Below are 25,657 nucleotides of genomic sequence, written 5' to 3' on the forward strand. Positions count from 1 at the left end.
AAATTAAGATTAAGTTATTATGGCGATTTCATTCCAGTTCTTGAAAAATCTTTTTAAAAATAGAAATGAACGTATGTTGTTACGTATGCAAAAAACAGTGGATGTGATAAATTTGTTAGAACAGGATATGGAAAGATTGAGTGATGTTCAATTATCTAATAAAACTAATGAATTTCGTAATTTGATTAAATCTGGAGTCAGTATAGATCAATTATTACCACAAGCATTTGCTGTTGTGCGTGAAGCTATAAAAAGGATTTTTAATATACGTCTTTTTGATGTGCAGTTATTGGGAGGTATTGTATTAAATAATCGTTGTGTAGCTGAAATGCGTACTGGAGAGGGTAAAACTTTAACAGCTACATTGCCTGCTTATTTAAATGCTTTAAGTGGAAAAGGAGTGCATATCGTTACAGTAAATAATTATTTAGCAAATAGAGACGCAACATATAATCGACTTTTATTTGAATTTTTAGGTTTGAGTGTGGGAATAAATTTACCAGAACAATCTGCATCTTTAAAACGTTTGGCATATAATGCAGATATTACGTATGGTACTAATAATGAGTATGGATTTGATTATTTACGTGATAATATGGTGTTTTCTATTAAAGATAGAGTACAACGTACGTTACATTATGCATTAATAGATGAAGTAGATTCTATTTTAATCGATGAAGCTCGTACTCCTTTAGTGATTTCTGGTCCATCAGATAATTCTTCATCATTGTATTTAAAAATTAATGAATTAGTGTGTGAGGTTATTAAAAAAAATAAGAATAATATTATATCTGATTCAAAAAAAGAATATTTTACGGTTGATGAGAAAATTAAGCAGGTTATTTTAACTGAAACAGGACTTGTGTTAATAGAAAAGTTATTAATTGAATCTAGATTGATGCAATCGGGTGAGTCATTATATTCTTCTGATAATATCATATTGATGTATCATGTAAATTCAGCGTTACGTGCTCATATCTTATTTACGCGTGAAGTAGATTATATAGTTAAAAAGGGAGAAGTATTAATTATTGATGAACATACAGGTCGAGTGATGCCTGGTCGTCGTTGGTCAGATGGGTTACATCAGGCAATAGAAGCTAAAGAACATGTAACAATTCAAGATGAAAATCAAACATTAGCTTCGATTACTTTTCAAAATTATTTTCGTTTATATGCAAAGTTAGCTGGTATGACAGGTACTGCGTATACTGAATCCTTTGAGTTTAGATCTATTTATAAGTTGGATACCGTTGTAATACCTACAAATAGGCCTATGATTCGTAATGATTTTCCAGATGTGATTTATATGGCTGAGCATGAAAAAATTGATGCTATTATTAAGGATATAAGAAATTGTATTAAAAGAAATCAACCTGTTTTAGTTGGGACTATATCTATTGATAAATCTGAAATTATTTCACGCGCTTTAAAGAAGTTAGACATTCCTCATAAAGTTTTAAATGCTAAATTTCATGCAGCAGAGGCAGAAATTATAGCTCAAGCAGGACAACCTGGGGCGGTAACTATTGCTACTAATATGGCTGGACGAGGAACTGACATTGTATTAGGTGGGAATTGGCAGGCAGAAATTGCTAAATTGAACACGGATGATGCTAATAAGATTTGTATTATTAAATCTGATTGGTTAAATCGCCATGATTTAGTATTAAAAGCTGGGGGATTACATGTTATCGGAACTGAACGGCATGAATCACGTCGTATTGATAATCAGCTTAGAGGTAGATCTGGAAGACAAGGTGATGTTGGTTCATCTAGATTTTATTTATCTATGGAAGATTCATTAATACGTATTTTTGCTTCTGATAAGTTAGTTAGTTTGATGAAGAAATTAGGTATGCAATCAGGAGAATCTATAGAACATCCATGGATTACAAAAGCTATTGCTCATGCTCAAAAGCGAGTAGAAAATCGTAATTTTGATATTAGAAAACAATTGTTAGAGTATGATGATGTAGCAAATGATCAACGTAAGGTTATTTATGAGCAACGTAATAAATTATTAAGTATGTCTAATATCAGTGATGTTATAGAAAATATTAGATTTGATGTGGTTGATCAATTGTTAAATATTTATATGCCTTTAGGAATTTTAGAAAGTAAGATAAATTTAATAAAATTGGAAGAGCGTTTAAAAATTGATTTTCATTTAATTATCCCCTTAGTAAAATGGGTAGAGGAAGATTCTAGATTATATGAAGAGATAGAAAAAATAAGAGATCGTATATTGACAGAATTGGTAAAACAGTATTTGTATACTCAAAAATTTATTGGTATAGAATTTTTAAGTACCTTTGAAAAAAATATTATGTTAAAAACATTTGATACATTATGGAAAGAACATTTATCGTCAATGGATTATTTAAGACAAGGTATTCATTTACGAGGATATGCACAAAAAGATCCTAAACAAGAGTATAAAAAGGAATCATTTGCTATGTTTAAAAAAATGTTAGATCATTTAAAATATGAGGTGATTAGTGAAATCAGTAAATTATATAGCACTACTATTTCATTAAATGAGTTAAAAAATCCCCTGATTATTAAAGAAAATAGATTTAGTGGTCTAAAAATTAGAAATTAAATATTATGAGTGGTTAATACATATATTCTAAAAATTAGTATGAATTTATTGTTTAGTAAAATTATAATATAGTTTGTTTTGAAGAACTTTAGTTGCTTTCATAGATAGGATTGTGTTTTAAAGTATTGACTAATAATATTTTGTATATTTGTATGTTTTATTTTTTTAGGAATTCAATTAATGTTGAATAATAAGATAATATAAAAAATTAAAGTACATATTATAAATGATTTATTAGTGAAATTTTATAATTAAAAAATATAAATTATAATTTGAATCTACTATATTCTAGGTTTTAGATAGAATGAGTAGTTTTATTAGGTGTTATTTAGAATATACTGTATATCTAATGTTATAGATTTGTATTATGTTTTTTTATAAAATATAGTATATCAATACCCTATGTTTGTATGTTGTTATAAATAAAGATTATTTAAATTTTGTAATAATTTTTTATTTTTAATAGTATTATTAAAGATTGTTATTATAGTCTATTTAATAAATTAAATTATTGATGAACATACATTATATATATATGAATATTCAGAATGTTGAAATATCGTTACTGTATGCATATTAGTGAGGAATATATGTTAAAAAAATCATCAAAAAAAAAATGTTCTTCTTTAAATGTTTTAATAATTGCTGGAGTCAAACCATATATACGAAAATTGGACGAAGAATATATGAGTGTAAACCAATTATTACATTTTAAATCTATTTTAAAAGCATGGAAAAATCAATTAACAACAGATATACAATGTTCTATATTACGAATGAAAGACGAAGTTTCTATAAATTTTCCAGATCCAGTAGATAGAGCTGTACAAGAAGAAGAATTTAATATTGAATTACGGAATCGAGATAGAGAACGTAAACTTATAGAAAAAATTGAGAAAACTTTAAAAAAAATAGAGATAAAAGAATTTGGATTTTGTATATTATGTGATATAGAAATTGGAATTCGAAGATTAGAAGCAAATCCAATAGCAGATTTATGTATTGATTGCAAGACATTAGAAGAACTTAAAGAAAAGCAAATGATAGGTTAGTTTAATTTTGATAGAACATGTAAAAAAAAGAATTTTTTAAATATATGTAATACATATTATATCATTAATAGAGCATTAAGGATAAGATATTTTGGAACGGGTTTGGATAGGAGTAGGAAGTAATTTATTAGATCCTAAAAAACAAGTGGATCGTGCAATATGGGCTCTTGCTAATAAAATTCCAAAAACAAAACTTGTGTTTTGCTCTAAGTATTATTGTAGCCTCCCTTTAGGAAGAATTAATCAGCCAAATTTTTTAAATATGGTTGTAGTATTGGATACTGATTTAAATCCAGAAATATTATTAATTTATATGCAAAAAATAGAAAAAGAGCAAGGGCGTGTACGAAGCACTTGTTTTTGTCATTTTTGGCAACCACGTACTTTAGATTTAGATATTTTATTATTTGGTAAACATGTAATACGCACTACTGATTTGATTATTCCTCATTATAATATGATAGAACGAGAATTTTTTATATATCCTTTATTTGAAATAGATCAATGTTTAATTTTTCCAGATGGAATACGTATAATAGATATTATTAAAAAGTTACCTAAAAACGGACTAACTTTTTGGAAAAGTTAATATAGGGTAGTAGATAAAGATATATATATTATCAAATATAAATTCTTGTTTTTGTAATTTATTTTTGAATTCATAGCATGAATTGGTTATTATATGATCATATAATTTAATGACTTGATATATTAAATAAAATTTTAAAAATCTAATTTAAATTTTTACTATTTTTAGTTAAATCGAGATATTAAAGAATTTATATAAGGATGAATTGGAGTATCCCAATTTTATTTTTTTATTTAGCATAAGAGTGAGTATTAATGAAATGAAACAAATTATAGATTATTATTAATGGGGTTAGTTAATAATATTAATACTATGCCATGGGATTATATTTTGATTTATGTATATCTATCTATTAGTAGTGGAGTAATAGAGTGAAAAAGGCTTTGTTTTTTTGAGTTAATAGTTATGGTGATTTTTAAAAAAAGATTTAATTTAGTATTATTGGAATTTAGGTTTATATAAAAATAAATTTTAATTATATTTTAGTATATAAAATGAATTTGAAAAGTATTGTAAATTAAAATTTCATATGAAACATCATTAAATATATTTATACGATAGTAATGGGTTATTTTATATTTTAAAAATTTTACAAAAAAAGTATAATGTAAAAAAAAATCTTGAAAAATTTTATTAAATATTATGAATTAAAATGATCGGAAATGTAGTTAATTTTTATAAAATTATAGATTTTTTATTTTTTAATGTAAAGATAAATAATTGTTTGTTATTAAATTTGTTTTGATTTATGTTATGGGGGTTGGGTAATAAAGTATAGGCAACTAACTATTAATTTAGTTGTTAGTAATTAAGTGTTAATCATTCATTATATAATGATATACTTTTATTTATAATGAAAAATCTTTGATAGATTTATAGTATATTGATGCTGCTAATTCTATTGATTCGTGTAGTGTGGGGTGCGCATGTATAGTTAAAGTAATATCCTCCACATCGCATCCCATTTCTATTGCTAGGGCTATTTCTCCTATAATTTCACTGGCATTGGTTCCAATAACTGATCCTCCAATTATTTTATGGGTGGTTTTATCAAAAACTAATTTAGTTATCCCTTCAGTACAATTAGAAGTAATAGCTTTTCCTAGGGCCGTCCATGGTAAAGCAACGGATTTATATTGTATTTGTTCTTCAGTTTGTTGTGCTGTTTGTTCAGTGTATCCAACCCAAGCTATTTCTGGATTAGTATATATAATAGATGGAATAATTTTAGCATCAAAATAGTAATTTTTACCGGAGATAACTTCTGCAGCTACATATCCCTCATGTATGCTTTTATGAGCTAACATTGGATGCCCAATAATATCGCCAATAGCGAAGATATTTGGTACGTTAGTACGCATTTGTTTATCTACGGAAATAAATCCATATTTATTTACATTTATTCCTGCATTTTGAAGATTAAGTATATTGCTATTTGGAGCTCTTCCGATTGCTATTAGTATAGCGTCATATTTATTAGTATTTTTAATCGTAGTATCTGAATTATTTTCCATCACTACATATATCCCATCTGTTTGAGTATATATAGAATTAATTTTAGTATTAATGATGCAATCAATATTTTTGTTATACAAGTTTTTAGATAATATTTTAATAATATCTTGATCTAATATTGGTATAATTTTATTTTGCGATTCTAATATTTCTACTTTACTTCCTAAAGCGTGATATATCGTTGCCATTTCTAGACCAATAGCTCCAGCTCCTACGATTAAAAGAGTCTCAGGTATTGATTGTAATTGTAATGCATCAGTCGAATGCCAAATTCTTTTATCGTTTGGTAGGGATGAGAAAGATAGGGTATGAGAGCCGGCGGCTATAATGGCATAATCAAATATAACTTGTAAAGTTTCTTCTTGTTGGTCGTTGAATATTTGTAGTGTATGATTATCAATAAATTTTCCTAATCCATGAACAATATTAACATTATGAGCCTTAGCCAAAGAATATAGATTTCGTGATAATTGATTGATAATATTATTTTTCCATAATGAAATTTTATTTAAATCGAGTTGAATTTGGGGATTTTGTTGTAAAATTCCATATTTACTTAGATTTTTATTATCATTAATTAATTTAGCAATATGTAATAATGATTTAGATGGTATACATCCAACATTTAAACACACTCCTCCTAGATTTTTATAACGTTCTACTATCATAGTCTTCATTCCTAAATCAGAACAACGAAAAGCTGCAGAATAGCCTCCTGGCCCCGCACCTATAACAAGAATAGTAGTTCTTTCTATTTTGATATTCATATTATTTTTTATATTTTTATTTTATATTACATTATAAAAGCATGATAACATAATTACAGCAATAATTTTATTTCTTTTAGTTAAAGTTACATAGATAATAATCGTATATCTGAAAGAATTTTGTTAATATGGCGTATAAATTTTGATCCATCTACTCCATCTATAACTCGGTGATCATACGATAAGGATATAGGTAGTACCAATTTAGGTAAAAATTTTTTTCCAGTCCATATAGGATAGATCATAGATTTAGATACTCCTAAAATAGCTACTTCAGGGGCATTTATAATTGGAGTAAAAAACATTCCTCCAATGTTTCCTAAGTTAGATATAGTAAAAGTTCCTCCTTGCATATCAGAAGGAATTAATTGATTTTCAATTCGTGCTTTTTTAGCAATTTCTGATAATTCTTGAGCTAATGTCATAATATTTTTTTTATTGGTATTATGTAATACAGGAACTAATAATCCTTGTTTGGTATTGACAGCTATTCCAATATTAATATTTTTTTTTAAAATTAATTTATCGCCATTCCTTGATAAGGAGCTATTAAATTGAGGTAGTTCTTTTAATACTTTAGACACTGCTTTTATTACAAATGCTAATATTGTGATTTTATAATCTGTTTTTTTATTTTGTATTTCTAAATTCTGTTGTTTTCTGAAAAGTTCTAAATCAGTAATGTCGATTATATCGAATTGTGTTACATGAGGGATTTCAATCCAATTTTTTTGTAAATTACGTCCTGAAGATTGTTGTATTTTTGTTAATTGTATGGTTGATATGTAGTTAGTAGTATTATTGGTATTTATTGTTGATTTTTTTTGTGTTAAATCAAAAGATTTATTTTCTTTCTTTGAAGATTGAGAAGGATAGTGGTTATGTATATTATTTTTAATATTATTTAGATAGTTTTGAAGATCTTCTTTTAAAATTCGACCTTTTCGTCCACTACCTTTTATTTGCGATAAATTTATTCTAAATTTTCGAGCCATATGTCTAATGACAGGGGTGGCATACATAATGGGGTTTTCAGTAGGAGTTGAAAGAAGAGATGTAGTTTTTTTTGTGTCATCATAATGGGAATTATTGTTATTTTTTGTAATTGTATTGTTTAAGTTATTTTGTTGGTTAATGGCACTATCAAGTGAGATATCTTTTTCTTTATGCAAAGATTGAAGATTTTTAGGTTCGTTTTTGACATCTACTGATAAAATTAAAGATCCTGTATGTACTTTTTCCCCAATATTAATATAAATTTTAGTAACAAGACCAGAATAAGGAGAAGGAATTTCCATAGACGATTTATCTCCTTCTATTATAGCTAAGGGTTGATTAATATTAATATTATCTCCAATTTTTATTAGTATTTCGGTTACTTCTAATGCATCTTCCCCGATATTTGGTACATGAATATCAATCACCATTATGATTCCTCTTTTTTTTACATTAAACGTGGATTAATTTTTTCAGGATCAATGTTAAACATTTTAATAGCTTTAGATACGATATCAATATGTATATATCCTTGTTTTGTTAAATTAAATAATGCAGCAACCACTATATATCCGGAATTAACTTCGAAATAATGTCTTAAATTTTCTCGACTATCGGAACGTCCAAATCCGTCTGTACCCAAAACAAAAAAGTTATTATTTGGCACAAAACTTCGAACTTGTTCTGCAAATAGTTTCATGTAGTCAGTAGCAGCTATAGTAGGAAAGTCGTTTAATATGGAAGTAATATAAGGCACTTTTGGGGTGCTTGAAGGGTGTAGCATATTCCATCGTTCGCAATCTTGGCCATTTCGTGCTAGTTCTGTAAATGAAGTAACACTATATACGTCTGAACTGACATTGTATTCACGTGATAAAATTTGAGCAGCGTCACGTACCATTCTTAAAATTGAACCAGATCCCATTAGTTGAACTTTACCATTTTTTCCAGGTAGAGACTCTAATTTATAAATACCTTTAATAATTCCTTCTTCAATCCCAGGAGGCATAGATGGCATATGATATCTTTCATTCAATGTGGTGATATAAAAATATATATTTTCTGGATTTTTCCCGTACATACGTATCAATCCGTTATGTATAATAACAGTAATTTCATATAAATATGCTGGATCATAAGAAATGCAGTTAGGAATAGTTAGTGATTGAATATGACTATGTCCATCAGCATGTTGTAATCCTTCCCCATTTAAAGTAGTTCTACCAGATGTAGCACCAATTAAAAATCCTCGAGCTTGCTGATCAGCTGATGCCCATAAGAAATCTCCGATTCTTTGAAACCCGAATATGGAGTAATATATATAAAAAGGGACCATAGGGAAGTTATTGGTGCTATATGAAGTAGCAGCAGCTAACCAAGAGGCGGCAGCTCCTAATTCACTGATTCCTTCTTCTAGTATTTGTCCTTGTTTATCTTCTCGGTAGTATGAAAGTAAATTATGATCTTGAGGAGTATATTGTTGTCCTAATGGATTATAAATTCCAATTTTTCTAAATAAGTCTTCCATTCCAAAAGTGCGAGCTTCATCTGCAATTATAGGAACTAATCGGTTTTTAAGCGAAGGATATTGTAATAATATATTTAATATTCGAATAAATGCTAATGTAGTAGAGATATTTTTATTTTGTTGTTGCAATAATGAATCAAAATATTCTAATTTTGGAAGCTCTAATGTATGAGTAGAATTTGTTAAACGAGTTGGAAGATATCCAAACAAGGCTTGTCGCCTTTTATGTAAATATAGAGATTCTTCCGAATCTTTTTTAAAAGTTAAATATGGTAATGATTCTATTTGATGATCTTTAATAATGGAATTTAATTCAAATCTATCTCTAAAATATTGAATTGTTTTAATATTAATTTTTTTTATTTGATGGGCTATATTGACTCCTTCTATTTCTGAGCCCATTCCGTATCCCTTAATAGTATGTGCTAAAATTACAACAGGTTTTTTAATATTATTTTTAGCTTTTTTTAAAGCAGCGAAAATTTTTTTAGGATCATGCCCTCCTCTATTTAATTCCCAGATTTCAGAATCACTCATATCTTTAACTAAAGCTTTAGTTTCTGCGTATTTTCCAAAAAAATATTTACGAATATATTTTCCATCTTTAGATTTAAATGTTTGATAATCTCCATCAACAGTTTCATTCATTAATTGAATTAATTTTCCAGTTTTGTCTTTATTGAATAATTTATCCCATTTACTTCCCCAAATCACTTTTATGACTTCCCATCCTGATCCGATAAAAATATTTTCTAAATCGTTAATAATTTTACCGTTTCCTGTGACTGGTCCATCTAATCGTTGTAAGTTGCAATTAATTATGAAAATTAAATTATTTAGTTTATCTCTAGAGGCGATATTAAGTGCTCCTTTAGATTCAGGTTCATCCATTTCACCATCTCCTAAAAAAGCATATACTGTTTGTTGAGAAGTGTTTTTTAGATTTCTGTTATATAAATATTTTAAGAATTTAGCTTGATAGATTGCATTAATTGCAGTTAGCCCCATAGAAACTGTTGGAAATTGCCAAAATTCTGGCATTAATTTTGGATGAGGATATGAAGAAAGACCTATGTTGTTTACTTCTTGACGAAAATTATCTATATGTTCTTTTTTTAATCGTCCTTCTAGAAAAGCTCTAGCATATATTCCTGGAGAGATATGTCCTTGAAAATAAATTAAGTCTCCTTCGTCGATTGAGTTACGTGCTCGAAAAAAATGATTAAAACATACTTCATATAATGTAGCAGATGATTGAAAGGAAGCAATATGCCCCCCTAAATCTAATTTTTTTTTTGATGCATGTAATACCATCATCATAGCATTCCATCGAATAGTAGAACATATTCGTTGTTCTATTTTTAAATTACCTGGATATTCAGGTTCGTCTTGTACAGGAATAGTATTTATATAGTCACTATTCAATAAACTATTATTATTATTAGGAATGATTAATCCATCAGCTCGTGCTTTATTTATAATTTGATTAATTAAAAAATGAGCTCTAGAAATACCGTCTTTTTGTATAACTGAAGCAATAGATTGTATCCATTCTTGTGTTTCTATTGAATCTATATCGTGATTTAAACAAGATGACATTATTGAGCTCCCTTAATATAGAAATATAAAGATAATATATTACAATTTATTTGATATATTAAAATACATTATTCACATCATGAGGAAATTAATATTTGTATATTTAAAATGTATATGAATTTTTTCTTTAAAAATTGATTGTGTCATTTTAGATATTTGTGTAGAAGTTTATAATAAAATATACTTAATATTATTTGTATAAATATGCTTATACTCAAATAATTAATTTTAGATATATTGTCGTATATATGTGTTATAACAAAATTTGTTTTTAATCGAAATAAATTAACAAAATATATGTGTTTTGTCTATATGTGTGACAGATTATGGCAAGTAATTTAAAATTGATTTTTAATGAATAAAATAAATTATTTAGTATTTTAAAAATACAAATGAGCAAATTATTATTGTCTATTTCTAAGAGATACTTACTTACGGATTTTCATTGCGTCGATATTTATTAAGATAAAAGAATATAACAGAATTTTGTATAGTAATTTAAAAAAAATAATGAAAATGCTATGCAGAATAGTTTTAATACTATAAGTTTATATGTTAGAGATCGTTTGATAAAAAAGATTATTTGATATATTAATATTTTTTAATTTTTTATTTACACAAAAATTGCTGAATAATGATTTAAACAATTAATTTTTATGAATTCATAGAGTAATAAATTCAGTCATTTTTTGGTAAAAAGTGTGTAGAGAGATTAAGAAAATGAACGTATATTAAAGTACAATTAAAAATTGTTTAAATTAATGAGTATTAATAAAACTATGGTGTAATAGCTTTATTTAATGTAATTATAAAATAATAGTATTTTTTATTCGATAAGTAATAGTAGTTTATATATTTTGATTTATTAGGAGCATAAATGAATTTAAATTATTTAAAATAAAGCATTATATATTTTTGAGTTGTTAGGTGATATACATGATAATAATAGAAGTAAGTAATTAAATTATTTTTGTGGTTGTAAATGAGTAAAAGGTTGTTTTATAGCAGTTAATTTTAGGTGTCATTGAATTAAGTATATTGATAATGAATATATTTTTGAATTTTTAATACGTGTATAACTTTTAAATTTTATAATTTTAAAATTTTATCATATATAAAATTGGTAATATTATTGTACTTAATAATAAGTTATAAGGTTAAATGCAGTGATTATATAAATGTTTTTTGATTTTTATTAATTCAGGAATTTGTAAATGTTATGATACAAAATTTAATTTATAAATTAAGATATAAGATGTTATCAGTCTTTTCGGTAGTTTTATTCAAGATAACCGAGTGTGTTGTGTAGTTTCATAATAATGCATAAAATTAATTTAATTTTTGGTTGTTTGAAATTAGTAAGTATTTTTTTTAAAAAAATTGTCTTTATAAATTATTTTTTTTTAAAAAATTGTCTGAAAATAATAATTAATATATTCTTTTTTACACATTATGGTATATATGTATTGTTATGTGTTGTAATTTTGCTTTGTTTTTATGGTATTTTTTTGGATAAAAAAATACAAAATCATATTAATGATCAGGTATGGCAATTGCCTACAGTTATATATAGTAAAATTGTGAATATTGAACCAAATATATCATGTAATAAGAATGACATGATTAAATTGTTACAGTCATTACAATATCGTCAAGTATCTAAAATTATTCGATCAGGTGAATTTGTTGTATTTAATGATAATATTGAATTATTACGGAGATCTTTTGATTTTCCTAATAGAGAGGAACAAGAAAGTCATGTACGTTTATTCTTTGATAAAGAAAAATTGTTGCGTATTTATAATCAAGATACGCAAAATAATTTCGCTTTGTTTCGTATAGATCCAAAAATTATATCTATCCAGTATGTTTTTCAGGGGCAACAAAGATTGTTTGTGCCTCGATCTAAATTTCCAGATACATTAATAGATATGTTATTAGCTGTGGAAGATAAAAATTTTTATAATCATGATGGGATTCAAATACCTTCAGTAATACGAGCTTTTTTAATTAATATTGTATCTGGTCATACTGTACAAGGAGGAAGTACTATAACACAACAATTAGTAAAAAATTTATTTTTAAATAATACTCGATCATTATGGCGTAAATTTAATGAAATGTATATGGCTTTGATTTTTGAGGTTCGGTATAGTAAAGATCGCATTCTTGAGTTATATTTAAATGAGATTTTTTTTGGTCAAAACGGTAATGATCAAATTCGAGGATTTCCTTTAGCCAGTTTTCATTATTTTGGCAGGCCGGTTGATGAGTTAAGTTTAGATCAACAAGCTATGTTAGTTGGGATGATAAAAGGCGCTTCTTTGTATAGTCCTCGAAAAAATCCAAAAAAAACACTAGAACGTCGTAATTTTATATTAAATTTATTGAGAAATATTGATATGATTGATGCTGATTTGTATAGTATACTTAAATCTCGTCCTTTAGGAGTACAATTAAAAGATGAGGTATTAACTAATCAGCCTGCTTTTATTCAAATGGTATACGAAGAAGTAAGTCGTATAAATAAAATTCACAATTTGGCTGGTTTAAGAATATTTACTACATTGGATCCAATTGCTCAACAAGCTGCTGAAAGATCAATGAAATTAGGCATTCCAAAATTAAGATGTAGTTCTAATATATCAGATTTAGAAGGGGCTATAATAATTGTAGATCGATTTAATGGATCGGTACGCGCTATGGTTGGTGGATCTGAACCTAATTTTTCCGGATTTAATAGAGCTATGCGTGCCCGTCGTCCTATTGGATCATTAATTAAACCAGCAATTTACCTTACTGCTCTAAATCAGCCTCATAAATATCGTTTAAATACGTGGATTGCAGATACCCCTATTAATTTAAAACAACCAGATGGATCAGTATGGTCGCCTAAAAATTATGATCGGCAATTTAGAGGGAAAGTTATGTTAATTGATGCATTTGTAAAATCTCTTAATATTCCTGCTGTTAATTTAGGATTAACAATGGGAATAAATACTATTACTGATATTTTAATGAAGTTGGGTATTTCTGAGAATTTAATTCCTTCTTTTCCGTCGATTTTATTAGGATCTATTAATTTAACTCCAATAAATGTAGCTCAGGAATATCAAACTATAGCGAGTGGAGGACGATACTCTAAATTATCTTGTATAGAACATATTGTAAACTCAGATAATATGACTGTATATCAATATTTTCCTAAAACTAAACGTATGGTTTCTCCTCAATCCGTGTACTTGGTTTTGTTTGCAATGCAGCAAGTTGTAACAAGAGGCACATCTTATGATTTGTCAGTAAAATTTGCTGATTTTCATTTAGCTGCTAAAACAGGCACAACAAATGATTCTCGTGATAGTTGGTTTGTGGGAATTGATGGTAAAGAAGTAGTTGTAATCTGGGTAGGTCGTGATGATAATGGAAAAATGAATTTAACAGGTGCTAGTGGGGCATTAAAATTATATAGCCTTTATTTAGGGCTTGGGCATCCTACTCCGTTACAATTAACAATACCGAGCAATATTATTCAAGTTCCTATAAATTCGTCTGGCAGTGTGCTTTTGTATAATAATTGTAATAAAAATATTTATACGTATGTTTTGCCAATATGGAAAAATGATCATTTTAATGGTATAGAATGCAATATGCTTAATTCGTCAGATGAGGTGATTGCGTATTCTGGGAATGTACTCGATTTTTCAGAAAATCAAGATTTTCGAAAGATGGAAAAGTGGATTAACGAAATTCTTAAGGAATAGTCTAATGTATGATCTGTATAATTATTACAGATATGTAGTGAGTGGTGTTAGTTTTTTGTTTACTAATGGATTATGTAGGTTAAATTATAATGGTATTACTCGTGTAAATATGAGTACTTAATGATAATATATTTTTATTATAGTACGGGTAGGTGAGGTGTATGTATGAAAAATAGTGTTTTTTCTATTCAGTTAACTCCTTTTGCTGCTGACAGAATAAGGTATTGTATGAAGGAACATAAATACATTAACAAATCAAATTTAAAATTTCGTATATATATAATAGGAGGAGGATGTGGAGGATTTCAATATAAATTTATATTAGATGATCAGATATCTGATGATGACTACGTTATTAAAAGTAATGGAGTAACTTTGATTGTAGATTCTATGAGTTTTCAGTATTTAGTTGGGGGGGTAGTAGATTATCGTGAAGAATTATCAGGATCTAAATTTGTTATGATCAATCCAAATGCTAAAATTACTTGTAGTTGTGGATCTTCGTTTAGTATTTAATAGTAGTATGTGTGATTATTTTTGATGTAAATAGTATTAAATTTGTATATGTATGTAAAATATAGTGTATGTGTTTGTATTTAAGAGTTATTAAGGGATAAGAAGTCAAGTTGTTTATCGCATTTATGTTGTGTTTAATTTAAAATCATGTATGTAAAAGTTGATTTTTTATACAATAAAGAGGTTATGTATTAGCTATCAGTATTTGTTATTGAGCTTAGTTTTTAGTTTGACAAGTGTTTTATGATATACGGAATTTGTTAAAATGAATCCAAATAGTATTTGATTCAATCAATTTGCAATAAAAATTTGTTGTTAATTTTTTTTGGAAGTTTATGTTGTATTAGTATAATGTATATTAATACGGGTTATTTAGTGTAATATATAAATTTGGATGGATGGTGGGTGGGAATAAATTATATTTTTGTAACAGGAGGAGTAGTATCGTCCTTAGGAAAAGGAATTATGACGGCGTCTTTAGCTTCAGTTTTAGAAGCTCGAGGATTAAGTGTGACTATAATTAAATTAGATCCGTATATCAATATTGACCCAGGAACAATTAGTCCTGTTCAACATGGTGAAGTATTTATTACAGAAGATGGAGCGGAAACTGATTTAGATTTAGGGCATTACGAGCGTTTTATTCGAACTAAAATGACAAGATATAATAATTTTACAGCTGGACGTATTTACGCTGATGTTTTACAAAAAGAACGACGAGGAGATTATTTAGGAGCTACTGTTCAAATCATTCCTCATGTTACTTGTATGATAAAACGTTGGTTAGTGCGTAATTCTAAAGATTATGATATATTGTTAGTGGAAATTGGAGGAACAGTTGGTGATATTGAATCATTACCTTTTTTAGAAGCTATTAGGCAAATGGCGATAGAGGTTAAAAGAAAACATACCTTATATATACACTTAACCTTGGTTCCGTTTGTTTCTGTGTCTGGAGAATTAAAAACTAAACCTACACAGCATTCAGTAAAGGAATTATTATCGATTGGAATTCAACCTGATATTTTAATTTGTAGATCTGATAGAATTATTGGGGATAGTGAACGACAGAAGATTTCATTATTTTGCAATGTACCTAAACAAGCAATAATTTCTTTACAAGATGTAAGTTCAATTTATAAAATTCCTTTGTTATTACAAAATCAAAAATTAGATGATTATATTTGTAAATATTTTCAATTACATTGTCCTAAAGCTGATTTGTCTGATTGGAAACGTGTAATTTATTATCAAAATAATCCAATAGGTAAGGTTACAATTGGAATAATTGGTAAATATACTGAATTAACAGATGCCTATAAATCTGTGACAGAAGCGTTATATCATGCTGGTTTTAAAAATCGATTTTTTATACAAATTCGTTTTATCAATTCTCAAGATATAGACAATTTAGGTATAGAATCAATGTTAAAAGATCTAGATGGGATTTTAATACCTGGGGGATTTGGGTATAGAGGAGTAGAGGGTAAAATTTTATCCGCTCGATATGCTAGAGAACATAAAATACCATATTTTGGTATTTGTTTGGGAATGCAAGTAGCATTAATTGAATTTGCTCGAAATGTTGTAGGAATGACAGGAGCTAATTCTACCGAATTTGTGGATAATTGTGAATATCCAGTGATTTCTAAAATTAATGAATTTCAGAATCATAATGAATATTTAGAAAAATGTAATAATAATGTTAATTTAGGTGGTACCATGCGTTTGGGCAATCAAGTATGTTATTTAGTAGAAGGGAGTTTAGTTCAAAAAATGTATGGTAAAAAAGTTATATTAGAGCGACATAGGCATCGTTATGAAGTAAATCCGGTTTTGTTTAAGAAAATAGAACATGCTGGTTTGGATTGTGTTGGTTTTTCTAAAGATGAAAACTTAATAGAAATAATTGAATACAAATATCATCCATGGTTTATAGGCAGTCAATTTCATCCAGAATTTAATTCTACTCCTAGAGAAGGACATCCTTTATTTATAGGTTTTATAGGTGCTGCAATACAATATAAAGATTGTCATAATAAATTGATTTGAAACTAAAATATAAGTATGTTTTATATAATATTTTGACTCTGTTATAAGAGAGTATAATTAATAAATTGCATTTACCAAAATAGGAAAATTAATATGTCTAAAATTTTAAATATTATAGGTCGTGAAATAATTGATTCTCGTGGTAATCCTACGGTAGAAGCAGAGGTGCATATTAAAAATGGATTTTTTGGATTAGCTTCGGTTCCGTCAGGATCATCTGTAGGATCTCAGGAAGCATTAGAATTACGAGATCATGATGAGAGTCGATTTTTTGGAAAGGGAGTAAAAAAGTCAGTTGATATTATTAATGGTCCTATTCGTTCTGCTTTGTTGAATGTAGATGTTACTAAGCAGTGTTTTATTGATCAAATTATGATTGATCTAGATGGAACTGATAATAAATCTAAGTTAGGATCGAATTCAATTTTAAGTGTATCGCTTGCAGTTGCTAAAGCTGCTGCTGATGTTATAGGAATACCTTTTTACGAGTATATTTCGAACTTATATGGAGCACCAAATATATATTCCATGCCAATACCTATGATGAATGTCATTAATGGAGGAAAGCATGCTGATAATAATTTAGATATTCAGGAATTTATGATTATCCCTGTAGGAGCAAAAACTATTAAAGAAGCAATACAAATAGGATCAGAAATTTCATGTAATTTAAAGATAATTTTAAGAAATCAAGGAATATTTCCTGCATTAGGTGATGAAGGGGGATATGCTCCTAATTTAATTTCTCATGTCGGAACATTAGAATTAATTAAACAGTCTGTAGAACAATCCAATTATATTTTTGGAAAAGATGTTGTTTTGTCTATGGATTGTGCTGCATCTGAATTGTTTGATAAATCTTCGAATCAGTACAATATAAAAAGTGAAAATTTATGTTGCTCTTCTAAAGAATTTATTGATTATTTATCATTATTAGCACAGAAGTATCCTATTGTTTCTATTGAAGATGCTCAAAGTGAACATGATTGGAATGGTTTTTCTTATCTTACTAAAGTTCTTGGATCTACAATACAATTAGTAGGGGATGATTTATTTGTAACTAATCCTAATTTATTAAATAAAGGAATACAACAAAATATAGCTAACTCTATTTTAATTAAGCCTAATCAGATAGGTTCGTTAACTGAAACTTTATATGTAATAAAGTTAGCTAAGAAACATGGATATACTACAATTATTTCACATCGTTCTGGAGAAACTGAAGATACAAGTATTGCTGATATAGCTGTTGGAACATCTGCTGGGCAAATTAAAACTGGGCCAGTACGTTGTGTTGATCGAACTTCTAAATATAATAGATTAATTCGTATTGAAGAAAAACTAGGGGATGCTGCAAAATTTAACGGGATTAAGGAGATAAAAAATTTTTTTGATAGAAAGAGTGTTATATTTTGATTAATGTTTTTATATGTGTATATTTATGAGTGTTGATCAGTGTTAATTCGGGTTAAATAAGTAGTATATGATATCCTTGAATGAGAATTTGATTAAAAGGATATTATATACAAATTTAGTCGTATTCTTCAATGATATTTTTTATTGAGTTATGTTAGTTGAGTTAAAATTTATTTTATATAAATATAAATATATAATATAAAAATATTTTAGCGCGATAGTAGTAGTTGTATTAAAGATAATAATTATTTAATTAGTTTTTAAGAATTTAATTCTTTTATTTTTATTACAATAGTATTCTAATATTAATATAATGTTATATCCTGTATTTGTAGTTTGTTAAAAATGTACATGGTAGAATTAAATTAATTTAATATACAAACAGTATATATTTATATAATGTAATGATTACTTTAACTCCAGATCAATTAAGTCGTTTACAATCAATATTAAATACATTGTCTAGAGATCAATTAATTTGGGTGTCTGGATATCTGTGGGGTCTTATAAATGTCAATAGATTTACAGATACAACTGTAAGTATTTCTACACAAAATCAAGTATCATCAACAAAACAACGTCTCTCTCAGTTATCTGACAAGATAATCATTATATCTGCTTCTCAAACTGGTAATGCCAGTCAAATAGCACAAAAATTATATAATGATTGTATTAAATCTGGATTGAATGCAACTTTATTCAATGCACGAGATTATACATGTAAAAATATTTCTGAAATAAAATTATTAGTTTTAATAATATCTACATATGGCGAAGGCGATCCTCCAGAAGAAGCAATACCTTTACATAAATACTTATTTTCTCAAAAAGCTATGAGAATGGAAGACACTAGTTTTGTTGTATTAGGGCTTGGAGATCGGTCTTATGAATATTTTGCGAAAGCTGGTAAAGATTTTGATCGACGTTTTGAAGAACTTGGAGCAATTCGATTATATAATCGAGTTGATCTTGATATAGATTTTGAAGATGCAGCTAATATATGGAGAAAAGAAATTATTGAAGTATTGCAGAATAGGATTTCTTCTGATGTAACGATATTTAATTCATTTTCTGATAAAACAATACAAAAGAGCGCTGTTGTTTCATCAGAAAATTGTGGTGATTATTCTGTTTATTGTAAAGAATTTCCTTTTATTGCGTGTTTGTCAAATAGGCAAAAGATAACCAGTCGTAATTCAATGAAAGATATACATCATTTAGAGTTTGATATTTCTGGTTCTAATTTGCTCTATCAACCAGGTGATGCATTAGGGGTGTGGTATGAAAATGATTATGATCTTATCAACGAATTGTTAGAATTATTAAAACTAACGGGTGATGAATGGGTTAATGTCAAAGGTCAATCTATGATTCTTTGTGAAGCCTTAAAAGATCATTATGAATTAACACAAAATACTTCTATTTTTGTGGAAAAAATAGCTACTATTACTAAGAATAAAATGTTATTAGATTTGATGACGGATAGAAAAAAATTAAAGATTTATGTTTTAGAAACACCTATTATTGAAATGATTCGAAATATTTCTCCTGATATTACATTAACTGCTCAAAATTTATTGTTGGCTTTGCGTTCTATGAGACCTAGATTTTATTCTATTTCTTCTGCGCAATTAGAAGTAGGAGAAGAAATACATATTACTGTTAGTGCTGTGCGTTACAGGGTTAATGGTCGATTAAGATCAGGTGGAGCTAGTAGTTATTTGGTAGATCGTTTAAAAGAAAACGATAAACTTCGTATTTTTGTTGAACCTAATCATAATTTTAGATTACCCTCTGATTTTAGTGCTTCTATAGTTATGATTGGAGCAGGAACAGGAATTGCCCCATTTCGTGCGTTTATGCAACATCGAGTATTAAATCAAGCAACTGGAAGAAATTGGCTTTTTTTTGGAAATTTAAGATTTATAGATGATTTTTTATACCAAACCGAATGGCAACGTTATGTTAAGGAAGGAGTCCTTAGTAATATTAGAACAGCTTGGTCTAGAGATCAAGATCATAAAGTTTATATACAAAATAAAATATTAGAGGATGGTTCTGAATTATGGGATTGGATTGAGGAAGGAGCATATATTTATGTATGTGGTGATGCGAAAGGTATGGCTCATGATGTAGAAAAGGCTTTAATTTCATTAACATCAAAATATGGTAATATGAGTACAAACCAAGCGAATGATTTTTGGGATACAATGAGAACCCAGCATCGTTATCAACGGGATGTATATTAATGACAATATTAAAACATACTAAAAAAGTATCATTATCAGATAATGAACGAATAAAAAAAGATAGTAATTTTTTAAGAGGTACTATTAATGAAGATTTAGATAATAATTTAACGGGAGGATTTAATCCAGATAATATTCAATTAATTAAATTTCATGGAATGTATCAACAAGATGATCGAGATGTACGTTTAGAAAGAACTTATCAAAAGTTGGAGCCATTAATCAACATAATGTTGCGTTGTCGTCTCCCTGGAGGGGTGATTACATCGAAACAATGGTTAGCTATTCATAATTTTTCGGAGAAATATACTTTATATGGCACAATTAGACTGACTAATAGACAAACTTTTCAGTTACATGGTTTATTAAAACCACAATTAAAAATTGCGCATCAGTTATTAAATAAATTAGGTCTAGATTCTATTGCTACTGCTGGGGATGTAAATCGAAATGTGATATGTACTGTCAATCCAATGGAATCTACAATTCATTATCAAGTATGGAAATTATCTAAAAGAATTTCAGAATATTTATTACCTCGATCTAAGGCATATGCAGAAATTTGGTTAAATGAACAGAAAACTGAATTTGTAGAATCAGAACCTATTTTAGGAGATTGTTATTTACCTCGTAAGTTTAAAATAGCAATAGCTGTTCCTCCATTTAATGATGTAGATGTTTACGCTAATGATATTGGTCTTGTAGCTATTGCAGACAACATTGGGAATCTTATTGGTTTTAATGTTTTAATAGGGGGAGGTTTAGCTATGACTTATGGGGATAAAACCACGTACCCCAGAAGAGCTAGTGAATTTGGTTATATTGATGCAGTAAATATTTTAAAAATTATTGAGTCGGTAATTACAATACAAAGAGATTGGGGAGATCGATCTAATCGTAAACATGCTAAAACAAAATATACTTTAGTGAGAGTAGGTATAGATACTTTTAAACAAGAGATTGAAAATAGATCTGGATTAATGTTTGCCCCAGTTCGTTCATATATGTTTACTGATAGAGGAGATCGGTTTGGATGGTCGAAAGGTATTAATAAAGATTATTGGAATCTTACATTATTTATTGAAAATGGAAGAATCTTTAATTCATCTCATAAATTGTTAAAACATGGATTAGCAGAAATTTCAAAAGTACATTCAGGTGGTTTTATAATTACTACTAATCAGAATCTAGTTATTTCTAACATACATAAAGATAAAAAAGATATTATTGAGGCTTTATCAAAAGAATATAAGTTATTAGATGATTCTATAACATTACAACGAAAGGCATCTATGGCATGTGTAGCCTTACCGACATGTCCATTAGCAATGGCAGAGGCAGAGCGGTTTTTACCAGATTTTGTTACTAAAATAGAACATATTATGTGTAAATATAATCTTGAAAAAGATTCGATTATTTTAAGGGTAACAGGATGTGCTAATGGTTGTGCACGAGCGATGTTATCAGAAATTGGATTGACAGGAAGAGGGATTGGTCGTTATAACTTATATTTAGGGGGAGATAAAATAGGCACTCGTATTCCACGTTTATATAAGGAGAATATTTCAGAAAGTGAAATTCTAGATATTTTAGAGTACACTATTAAACTGTGGGTAAAAGATAGAAATATTCAAGAATCTTATGGAGATTATGTAGTAAGATCAGGCATTGTTAAACCTGTTTTAAACTCTGAAAAAGATTTTTATTTATGATTTATAGAAAATTAGCCAAATTTGATAAGCGTTTTTGGAGTATTAAAGAATTTAATGCATTATCTTTAAATGAACAAAACACGATATTATATGAATTAAATCAATATTTAGAATCTTTAGAAACAGAAGATAGGATAAAATGGGCTATAAGGCATTTATCTGATAAATGTATATTATCTTCAAGTTTTGGTGTGTATTCATCTGTAAGTGTACATATGATGACTCGTTATTTTCCTGATATTCCTATTATTTTAATTGATACGGGTTATTTGTTTCCAGAAACATATCGTTTTATTGATCACTTGAAAGAAAAAATGAGGTTAAATTTGCATGTTTTTCGATCTAATCGATCTGCTGCATGGCAAGAAGCTCGTTATGGAAAATTATGGGAGCAAGGAGCACAAGGAGTTCAGAGATATAATTTTATTAATAAGGTAAAACCTATGAAGTATGCATTAAAGACATTGCAAGTAGAGGTTTGGTTTGCAGGATTAAGGAGGATACAATCTGATAGCCGTAGAGGTTTAACTATTATAAATGTGCAAAATAATGTGTTTAAATTTTTACCTATTATTGATTGGAATGACACTCAGATGCACAGATATATTACACAATATGAATTGGAATACAATCCATTATGGAAACAGGGATATGTATCAATAGGTGATGTTCATACTACTGTTAAAAAAAAATCAGGGATGAAAGATGAAGAAACCCGTTTTTTTGGATTGCAACGTGAATGTGGATTACATTGTTTTGATAAAAATTAGTTTTAATTTTTTATTTGTATGTTTTATATTTATAATTTTTTGTTTTATGAAATATATAAATTGTTTTAAAAATAGTTTTTTATGAAGAGTAATCTTTAATACATGTATTCGTTTTTTTTGAGAATAAACATAGTTTTGTGAAATACTTACCTTTATTTATTAATTTTAATAAAAAATCCATTTTAGTAGTTGGAGGGGGGATAGTTGCTTTTCGAAAAATACAAATTTTACGAAAATCGGGAGCTATTATTAATATTGTAGCTCGTGTATTGTGTCCTAATTTAAAAAAAATTTTATTTTTAGAAAAAATAATTTGGATTGGAAAAACATTTCAACCTTCCATGTTAGATGGAATATTTTTGATTATTATTTCTACAAATAATATTTTTTTGAATAATGTGATTTTTAAACATGCTGAAAAACGTCGAATTTTAATAAATACTGTAGATAATAAATCTACCTGTTCTTGTATTTTTCCCGCCATTATTGATCGATCTCCTATTATAATAGGTATTTCTTCTTTTGGTACAGCTCCTGTGTTAATTCGTATATTACGAGAGAAATTAGAGTCATTAATACCTGCGTCAATTGGGTATTTGGCTGAATTAGCAGGTACATGGCGTGATAGAGTAAAAAGATATATTAAAAATATATCGTGTAGACGACAATTTTGGGAAAATTTATTTTATAGTGGGCGTATTTTATTTTTAATAGAACAGGGAAAGATAGATCAAGCCAATAAAATTATACAAAATACTATAAAATTAAATAAATTAAATATCAAAAAAAAAGGTAGCGTGGCGTTAGTAGGAGCTGGTCCAGGAGATAAAGAATTATTAACTATTCGAGGATTACAACTCATGCAACAAGCAGATATTATTTTGTATGATAATTTAGTAAATCCAGATATTTTAGATTTAGCTCGTAGAGATGCTGATAAAATTTATGTTGGTAAATCTGCAAATAAACATTCAATTTCTCAAGATCGATTAAATAATTTTATGATTCAATTAGCACAAAAGGGCAATGATATAGTTAGATTAAAAGGAGGAGATTCGTTTATATTTGGTCGTGGTGGAGAAGAGTTGTTAGCAATATCGAAGGCAGGTATTGAGTTTCAAGTAGTACCAGGGATTACAGCAGCTATTGGAGTGGCTGCTTATTCTGGTATTCCTTTGACTCATCGAAAATATGCTCATAGTGTTGTTTTTATTACAGGACATGAGCAATGTAATAATGATTATTATCAAATTAATTGGAAATCGTTGTCAGATAAATATCAAACTATAGTAATATATATGGGAAAACTTAATATTTTAAATATTAGTAAAAACCTTATTTGTAATGGAAGACATATCAATACCCCTGTGGCTATAATTAGCAGAGGTACTTACAAAGATCAAAAAATTTTGATAGGTACATTGATAGAATTAGAAAAGCTTGTGCTTACGGCTAAACAACCAGTGTTATTGATCGTAGGGGAGGTTGTATCATTGCATGATAAAATAAGTTGGTTTGGATCAAATAAGAATTAAAATGTAACAAAATTATAATCAAATAAATATTGTTGGATAGTGGATATATTAAAAGGATAATATATATTATGCTTCAGAATCAGAAATGTATTACTTATTTAAATCAATTAGAGTCAGAAAGTGTTTATATTATTCGTGAAGTAGCTTCTGAATTTCGTAACCCTGTTATGTTATATTCTATTGGAAAGGATTCGTCAGTGATGTTGCATTTAGCTAGAAAGGCATTTTATCCTTGTTCTAGGTTGCCTTTCCCTTTATTACATATTGATACGGGGTGGAAATTTCGTGATATGTATATTTTTCGTGATAACATAGCTAAATCTTCTGATGTGGATTTATTGATTTATAAAAATCAAGAAGGTATATCGATGGGGATTGATCCATTTGTTCATGGAAGTTCAAAATATACAAGTATTATGAAAACAGAAAGTTTAAAAAAAGCTTTAAATAAATATGGGTTTGATGCAGCATTTGGAGGGGCTCGTCGAGATGAAGAAAAAATACGATCTAAAGAACGGATTTTTTCTTTTAGGGATAAGTTTCATGTTTGGAATCCTAAAAATCAACGTCCTGAATTATGGTCAAAATATAATGGCAGGATTAATTCAGGTGAAAGTATTCGTGTGTTTCCTTTATCTAATTGGACAGAATTAGATGTTTGGCAATATATTTTTTTTGAAAAAATTGATGTTGTTCCGTTGTATTTAGCTAAAAGTAGACCTGTTTTGCATAGAAATGGTAATTTGATTATGGTGGATGATAATCGAATTGAATTAAAATCTGAAGAAATTATAAAAAACCGAATGATTAGATTTCGAACTTTAGGTTGTTGGCCATTAACTGGAGCAATAGAATCAGAAGCAGAAACTTTGCCTAAAGTTATTAAGGAAATGTTATTGTCTACGAAAAGTGAACGTTCTGGTCGAGTTATTGATTTTGATCAAGTAGGGTCAATGGAAACAAAAAAGCGTCAAGGTTATTTTTAAAAAAGGAAT

General features: G+C 27.8%; 14 protein-coding genes and 1 pseudogene. 12 read left to right on the plus strand and 3 right to left on the minus strand.

Features of this window, described 5'->3' with window-relative positions:
- Positions 1-19: 19 nt before the first annotated feature.
- The 3 genes and pseudogenes from secA to folK all read left to right on the plus strand — a co-directional run.
- Positions 20-2,518, plus strand: a pseudogene (secA, locus tag BVAF_RS00730) (preprotein translocase subunit SecA); the annotation flags it as partial.
- A 677-nt stretch (positions 2,519-3,195) separates the two neighbouring features.
- Positions 3,196-3,657 carry an RNA polymerase-binding protein DksA gene (gene dksA / locus BVAF_RS00735; protein ID WP_013516482.1) on the plus strand — a complete coding sequence of 154 codons (462 nt, stop codon included), beginning with the start codon at positions 3,196-3,198 and terminating at the stop codon, positions 3,655-3,657.
- A 91-nt stretch (positions 3,658-3,748) separates the two neighbouring features.
- Entirely contained in the window at positions 3,749-4,246 is a 498-nt protein-coding gene (gene folK / locus BVAF_RS00740) for a 2-amino-4-hydroxy-6-hydroxymethyldihydropteridine diphosphokinase (RefSeq protein ID WP_013516483.1), read from the plus strand.
- 848 nt (positions 4,247-5,094) lie between these two features.
- Here folK and lpdA read toward each other — a convergent pair.
- From lpdA to aceE, 3 genes are all read right to left on the minus strand, one after another.
- Positions 5,095-6,528, minus strand: coding sequence for a dihydrolipoyl dehydrogenase (gene lpdA / locus BVAF_RS00745; RefSeq protein ID WP_013516484.1), 1,434 nt, complete (start codon positions 6,526-6,528; stop codon positions 5,095-5,097).
- A gap of 86 nt (positions 6,529-6,614) precedes the next feature.
- Positions 6,615-7,955, minus strand: a complete 1,341-nt coding sequence (locus tag BVAF_RS00750; protein WP_013516485.1) for a 2-oxo acid dehydrogenase subunit E2 — start codon at positions 7,953-7,955, stop codon at positions 6,615-6,617.
- 17 nt (positions 7,956-7,972) lie between these two features.
- Entirely contained in the window at positions 7,973-10,651 is a 2,679-nt protein-coding gene (aceE, locus tag BVAF_RS00755) for a pyruvate dehydrogenase (acetyl-transferring), homodimeric type (RefSeq protein WP_013516486.1), read from the minus strand.
- A gap of 1,319 nt (positions 10,652-11,970) precedes the next feature.
- Between aceE and mrcB the strand changes: the two genes are divergently transcribed.
- The 9 genes from mrcB (at position 11,971) to cysD (ending at position 25,648) form a co-directional block, all read left to right on the plus strand.
- Complete coding sequence (gene mrcB, locus BVAF_RS00760) at positions 11,971-14,412, plus strand: bifunctional glycosyl transferase/transpeptidase (RefSeq protein WP_013516487.1); 2,442 nt, start codon at positions 11,971-11,973, stop codon at positions 14,410-14,412.
- Between the two features lie 165 nt (positions 14,413-14,577).
- Complete coding sequence (gene erpA, locus BVAF_RS00765; RefSeq protein WP_013516488.1) at positions 14,578-14,928, plus strand: iron-sulfur cluster insertion protein ErpA; 351 nt, start codon at positions 14,578-14,580, stop codon at positions 14,926-14,928.
- Between the two features lie 465 nt (positions 14,929-15,393).
- Positions 15,394-16,980: a CTP synthase gene (locus BVAF_RS00770; RefSeq protein ID WP_050805263.1), complete on the plus strand. Its 1,587-nt coding sequence runs from the start codon at positions 15,394-15,396 to the stop codon at positions 16,978-16,980.
- Between the two features lie 93 nt (positions 16,981-17,073).
- Positions 17,074-18,396 (plus strand): phosphopyruvate hydratase, encoded by a 1,323-nt coding sequence (gene eno, locus BVAF_RS00775; protein ID WP_013516490.1) that lies wholly within the window; start codon positions 17,074-17,076, stop codon positions 18,394-18,396.
- 404 nt (positions 18,397-18,800) lie between these two features.
- A complete protein-coding gene (locus tag BVAF_RS00780) occupies positions 18,801-20,645 on the plus strand; it encodes an assimilatory sulfite reductase (NADPH) flavoprotein subunit (protein ID WP_013516491.1) in 1,845 nt (614 codons plus the stop codon).
- Entirely contained in the window at positions 20,645-22,357 is a 1,713-nt protein-coding gene (gene cysI, locus BVAF_RS00785; protein ID WP_013516492.1) for an assimilatory sulfite reductase (NADPH) hemoprotein subunit, read from the plus strand. The genes BVAF_RS00780 and cysI overlap by 1 nt, the downstream gene beginning before the upstream one ends.
- On the plus strand, positions 22,354-23,127 hold the full coding sequence (locus BVAF_RS00790; RefSeq protein WP_013516493.1) for a phosphoadenylyl-sulfate reductase: 774 nt from the start codon (positions 22,354-22,356) through the stop codon (positions 23,125-23,127). Before cysI ends, BVAF_RS00790 begins: the two co-directional genes overlap by 4 nt.
- A 137-nt stretch (positions 23,128-23,264) precedes the next feature.
- Positions 23,265-24,662, plus strand: a complete 1,398-nt coding sequence (cysG, locus tag BVAF_RS00795) for a siroheme synthase CysG (RefSeq protein ID WP_013516494.1) — start codon at positions 23,265-23,267, stop codon at positions 24,660-24,662.
- A 68-nt stretch (positions 24,663-24,730) separates the two neighbouring features.
- Positions 24,731-25,648 (plus strand): sulfate adenylyltransferase subunit CysD, encoded by a 918-nt coding sequence (gene cysD / locus BVAF_RS00800; RefSeq protein WP_013516495.1) that lies wholly within the window; start codon positions 24,731-24,733, stop codon positions 25,646-25,648.
- The last annotated feature ends 9 nt before the right edge of the window (positions 25,649-25,657 follow it).

It is taken from the genome of Candidatus Blochmanniella vafra str. BVAF, from assembly GCF_000185985.2.
GTDB lineage: Bacteria > Pseudomonadota > Gammaproteobacteria > Enterobacterales > Enterobacteriaceae > Blochmanniella > Blochmanniella vafra.

Coding starts and splice junctions, on each gene's coding strand:
- dksA (WP_013516482.1), top strand. CDS start 3,196: ATGTTAAAAAAATCATCAAAAAAAAAATGTTCTTCTTTAAATGTTTTA.
- lpdA (WP_013516484.1), bottom strand. CDS start 6,528: ATGAATATCAAAATAGAAAGAACTACTATTCTTGTTATAGGTGCGGGG.
- BVAF_RS00750 (WP_013516485.1), bottom strand. CDS start 7,955: ATGGTGATTGATATTCATGTACCAAATATCGGGGAAGATGCATTAGAA.
- aceE (WP_013516486.1), bottom strand. CDS start 10,651: ATGTCATCTTGTTTAAATCACGATATAGATTCAATAGAAACACAAGAA.
- mrcB (WP_013516487.1), top strand. CDS start 11,971: ATGCATAAAATTAATTTAATTTTTGGTTGTTTGAAATTAGTAAGTATT.
- erpA (WP_013516488.1), top strand. CDS start 14,578: ATGAAAAATAGTGTTTTTTCTATTCAGTTAACTCCTTTTGCTGCTGAC.
- BVAF_RS00770 (WP_050805263.1), top strand. CDS start 15,394: ATGACGGCGTCTTTAGCTTCAGTTTTAGAAGCTCGAGGATTAAGTGTG.
- eno (WP_013516490.1), top strand. CDS start 17,074: ATGTCTAAAATTTTAAATATTATAGGTCGTGAAATAATTGATTCTCGT.
- BVAF_RS00780 (WP_013516491.1), top strand. CDS start 18,801: ATGATTACTTTAACTCCAGATCAATTAAGTCGTTTACAATCAATATTA.
- cysI (WP_013516492.1), top strand. CDS start 20,645: ATGACAATATTAAAACATACTAAAAAAGTATCATTATCAGATAATGAA.
- BVAF_RS00790 (WP_013516493.1), top strand. CDS start 22,354: ATGATTTATAGAAAATTAGCCAAATTTGATAAGCGTTTTTGGAGTATT.
- cysD (WP_013516495.1), top strand. CDS start 24,731: ATGCTTCAGAATCAGAAATGTATTACTTATTTAAATCAATTAGAGTCA.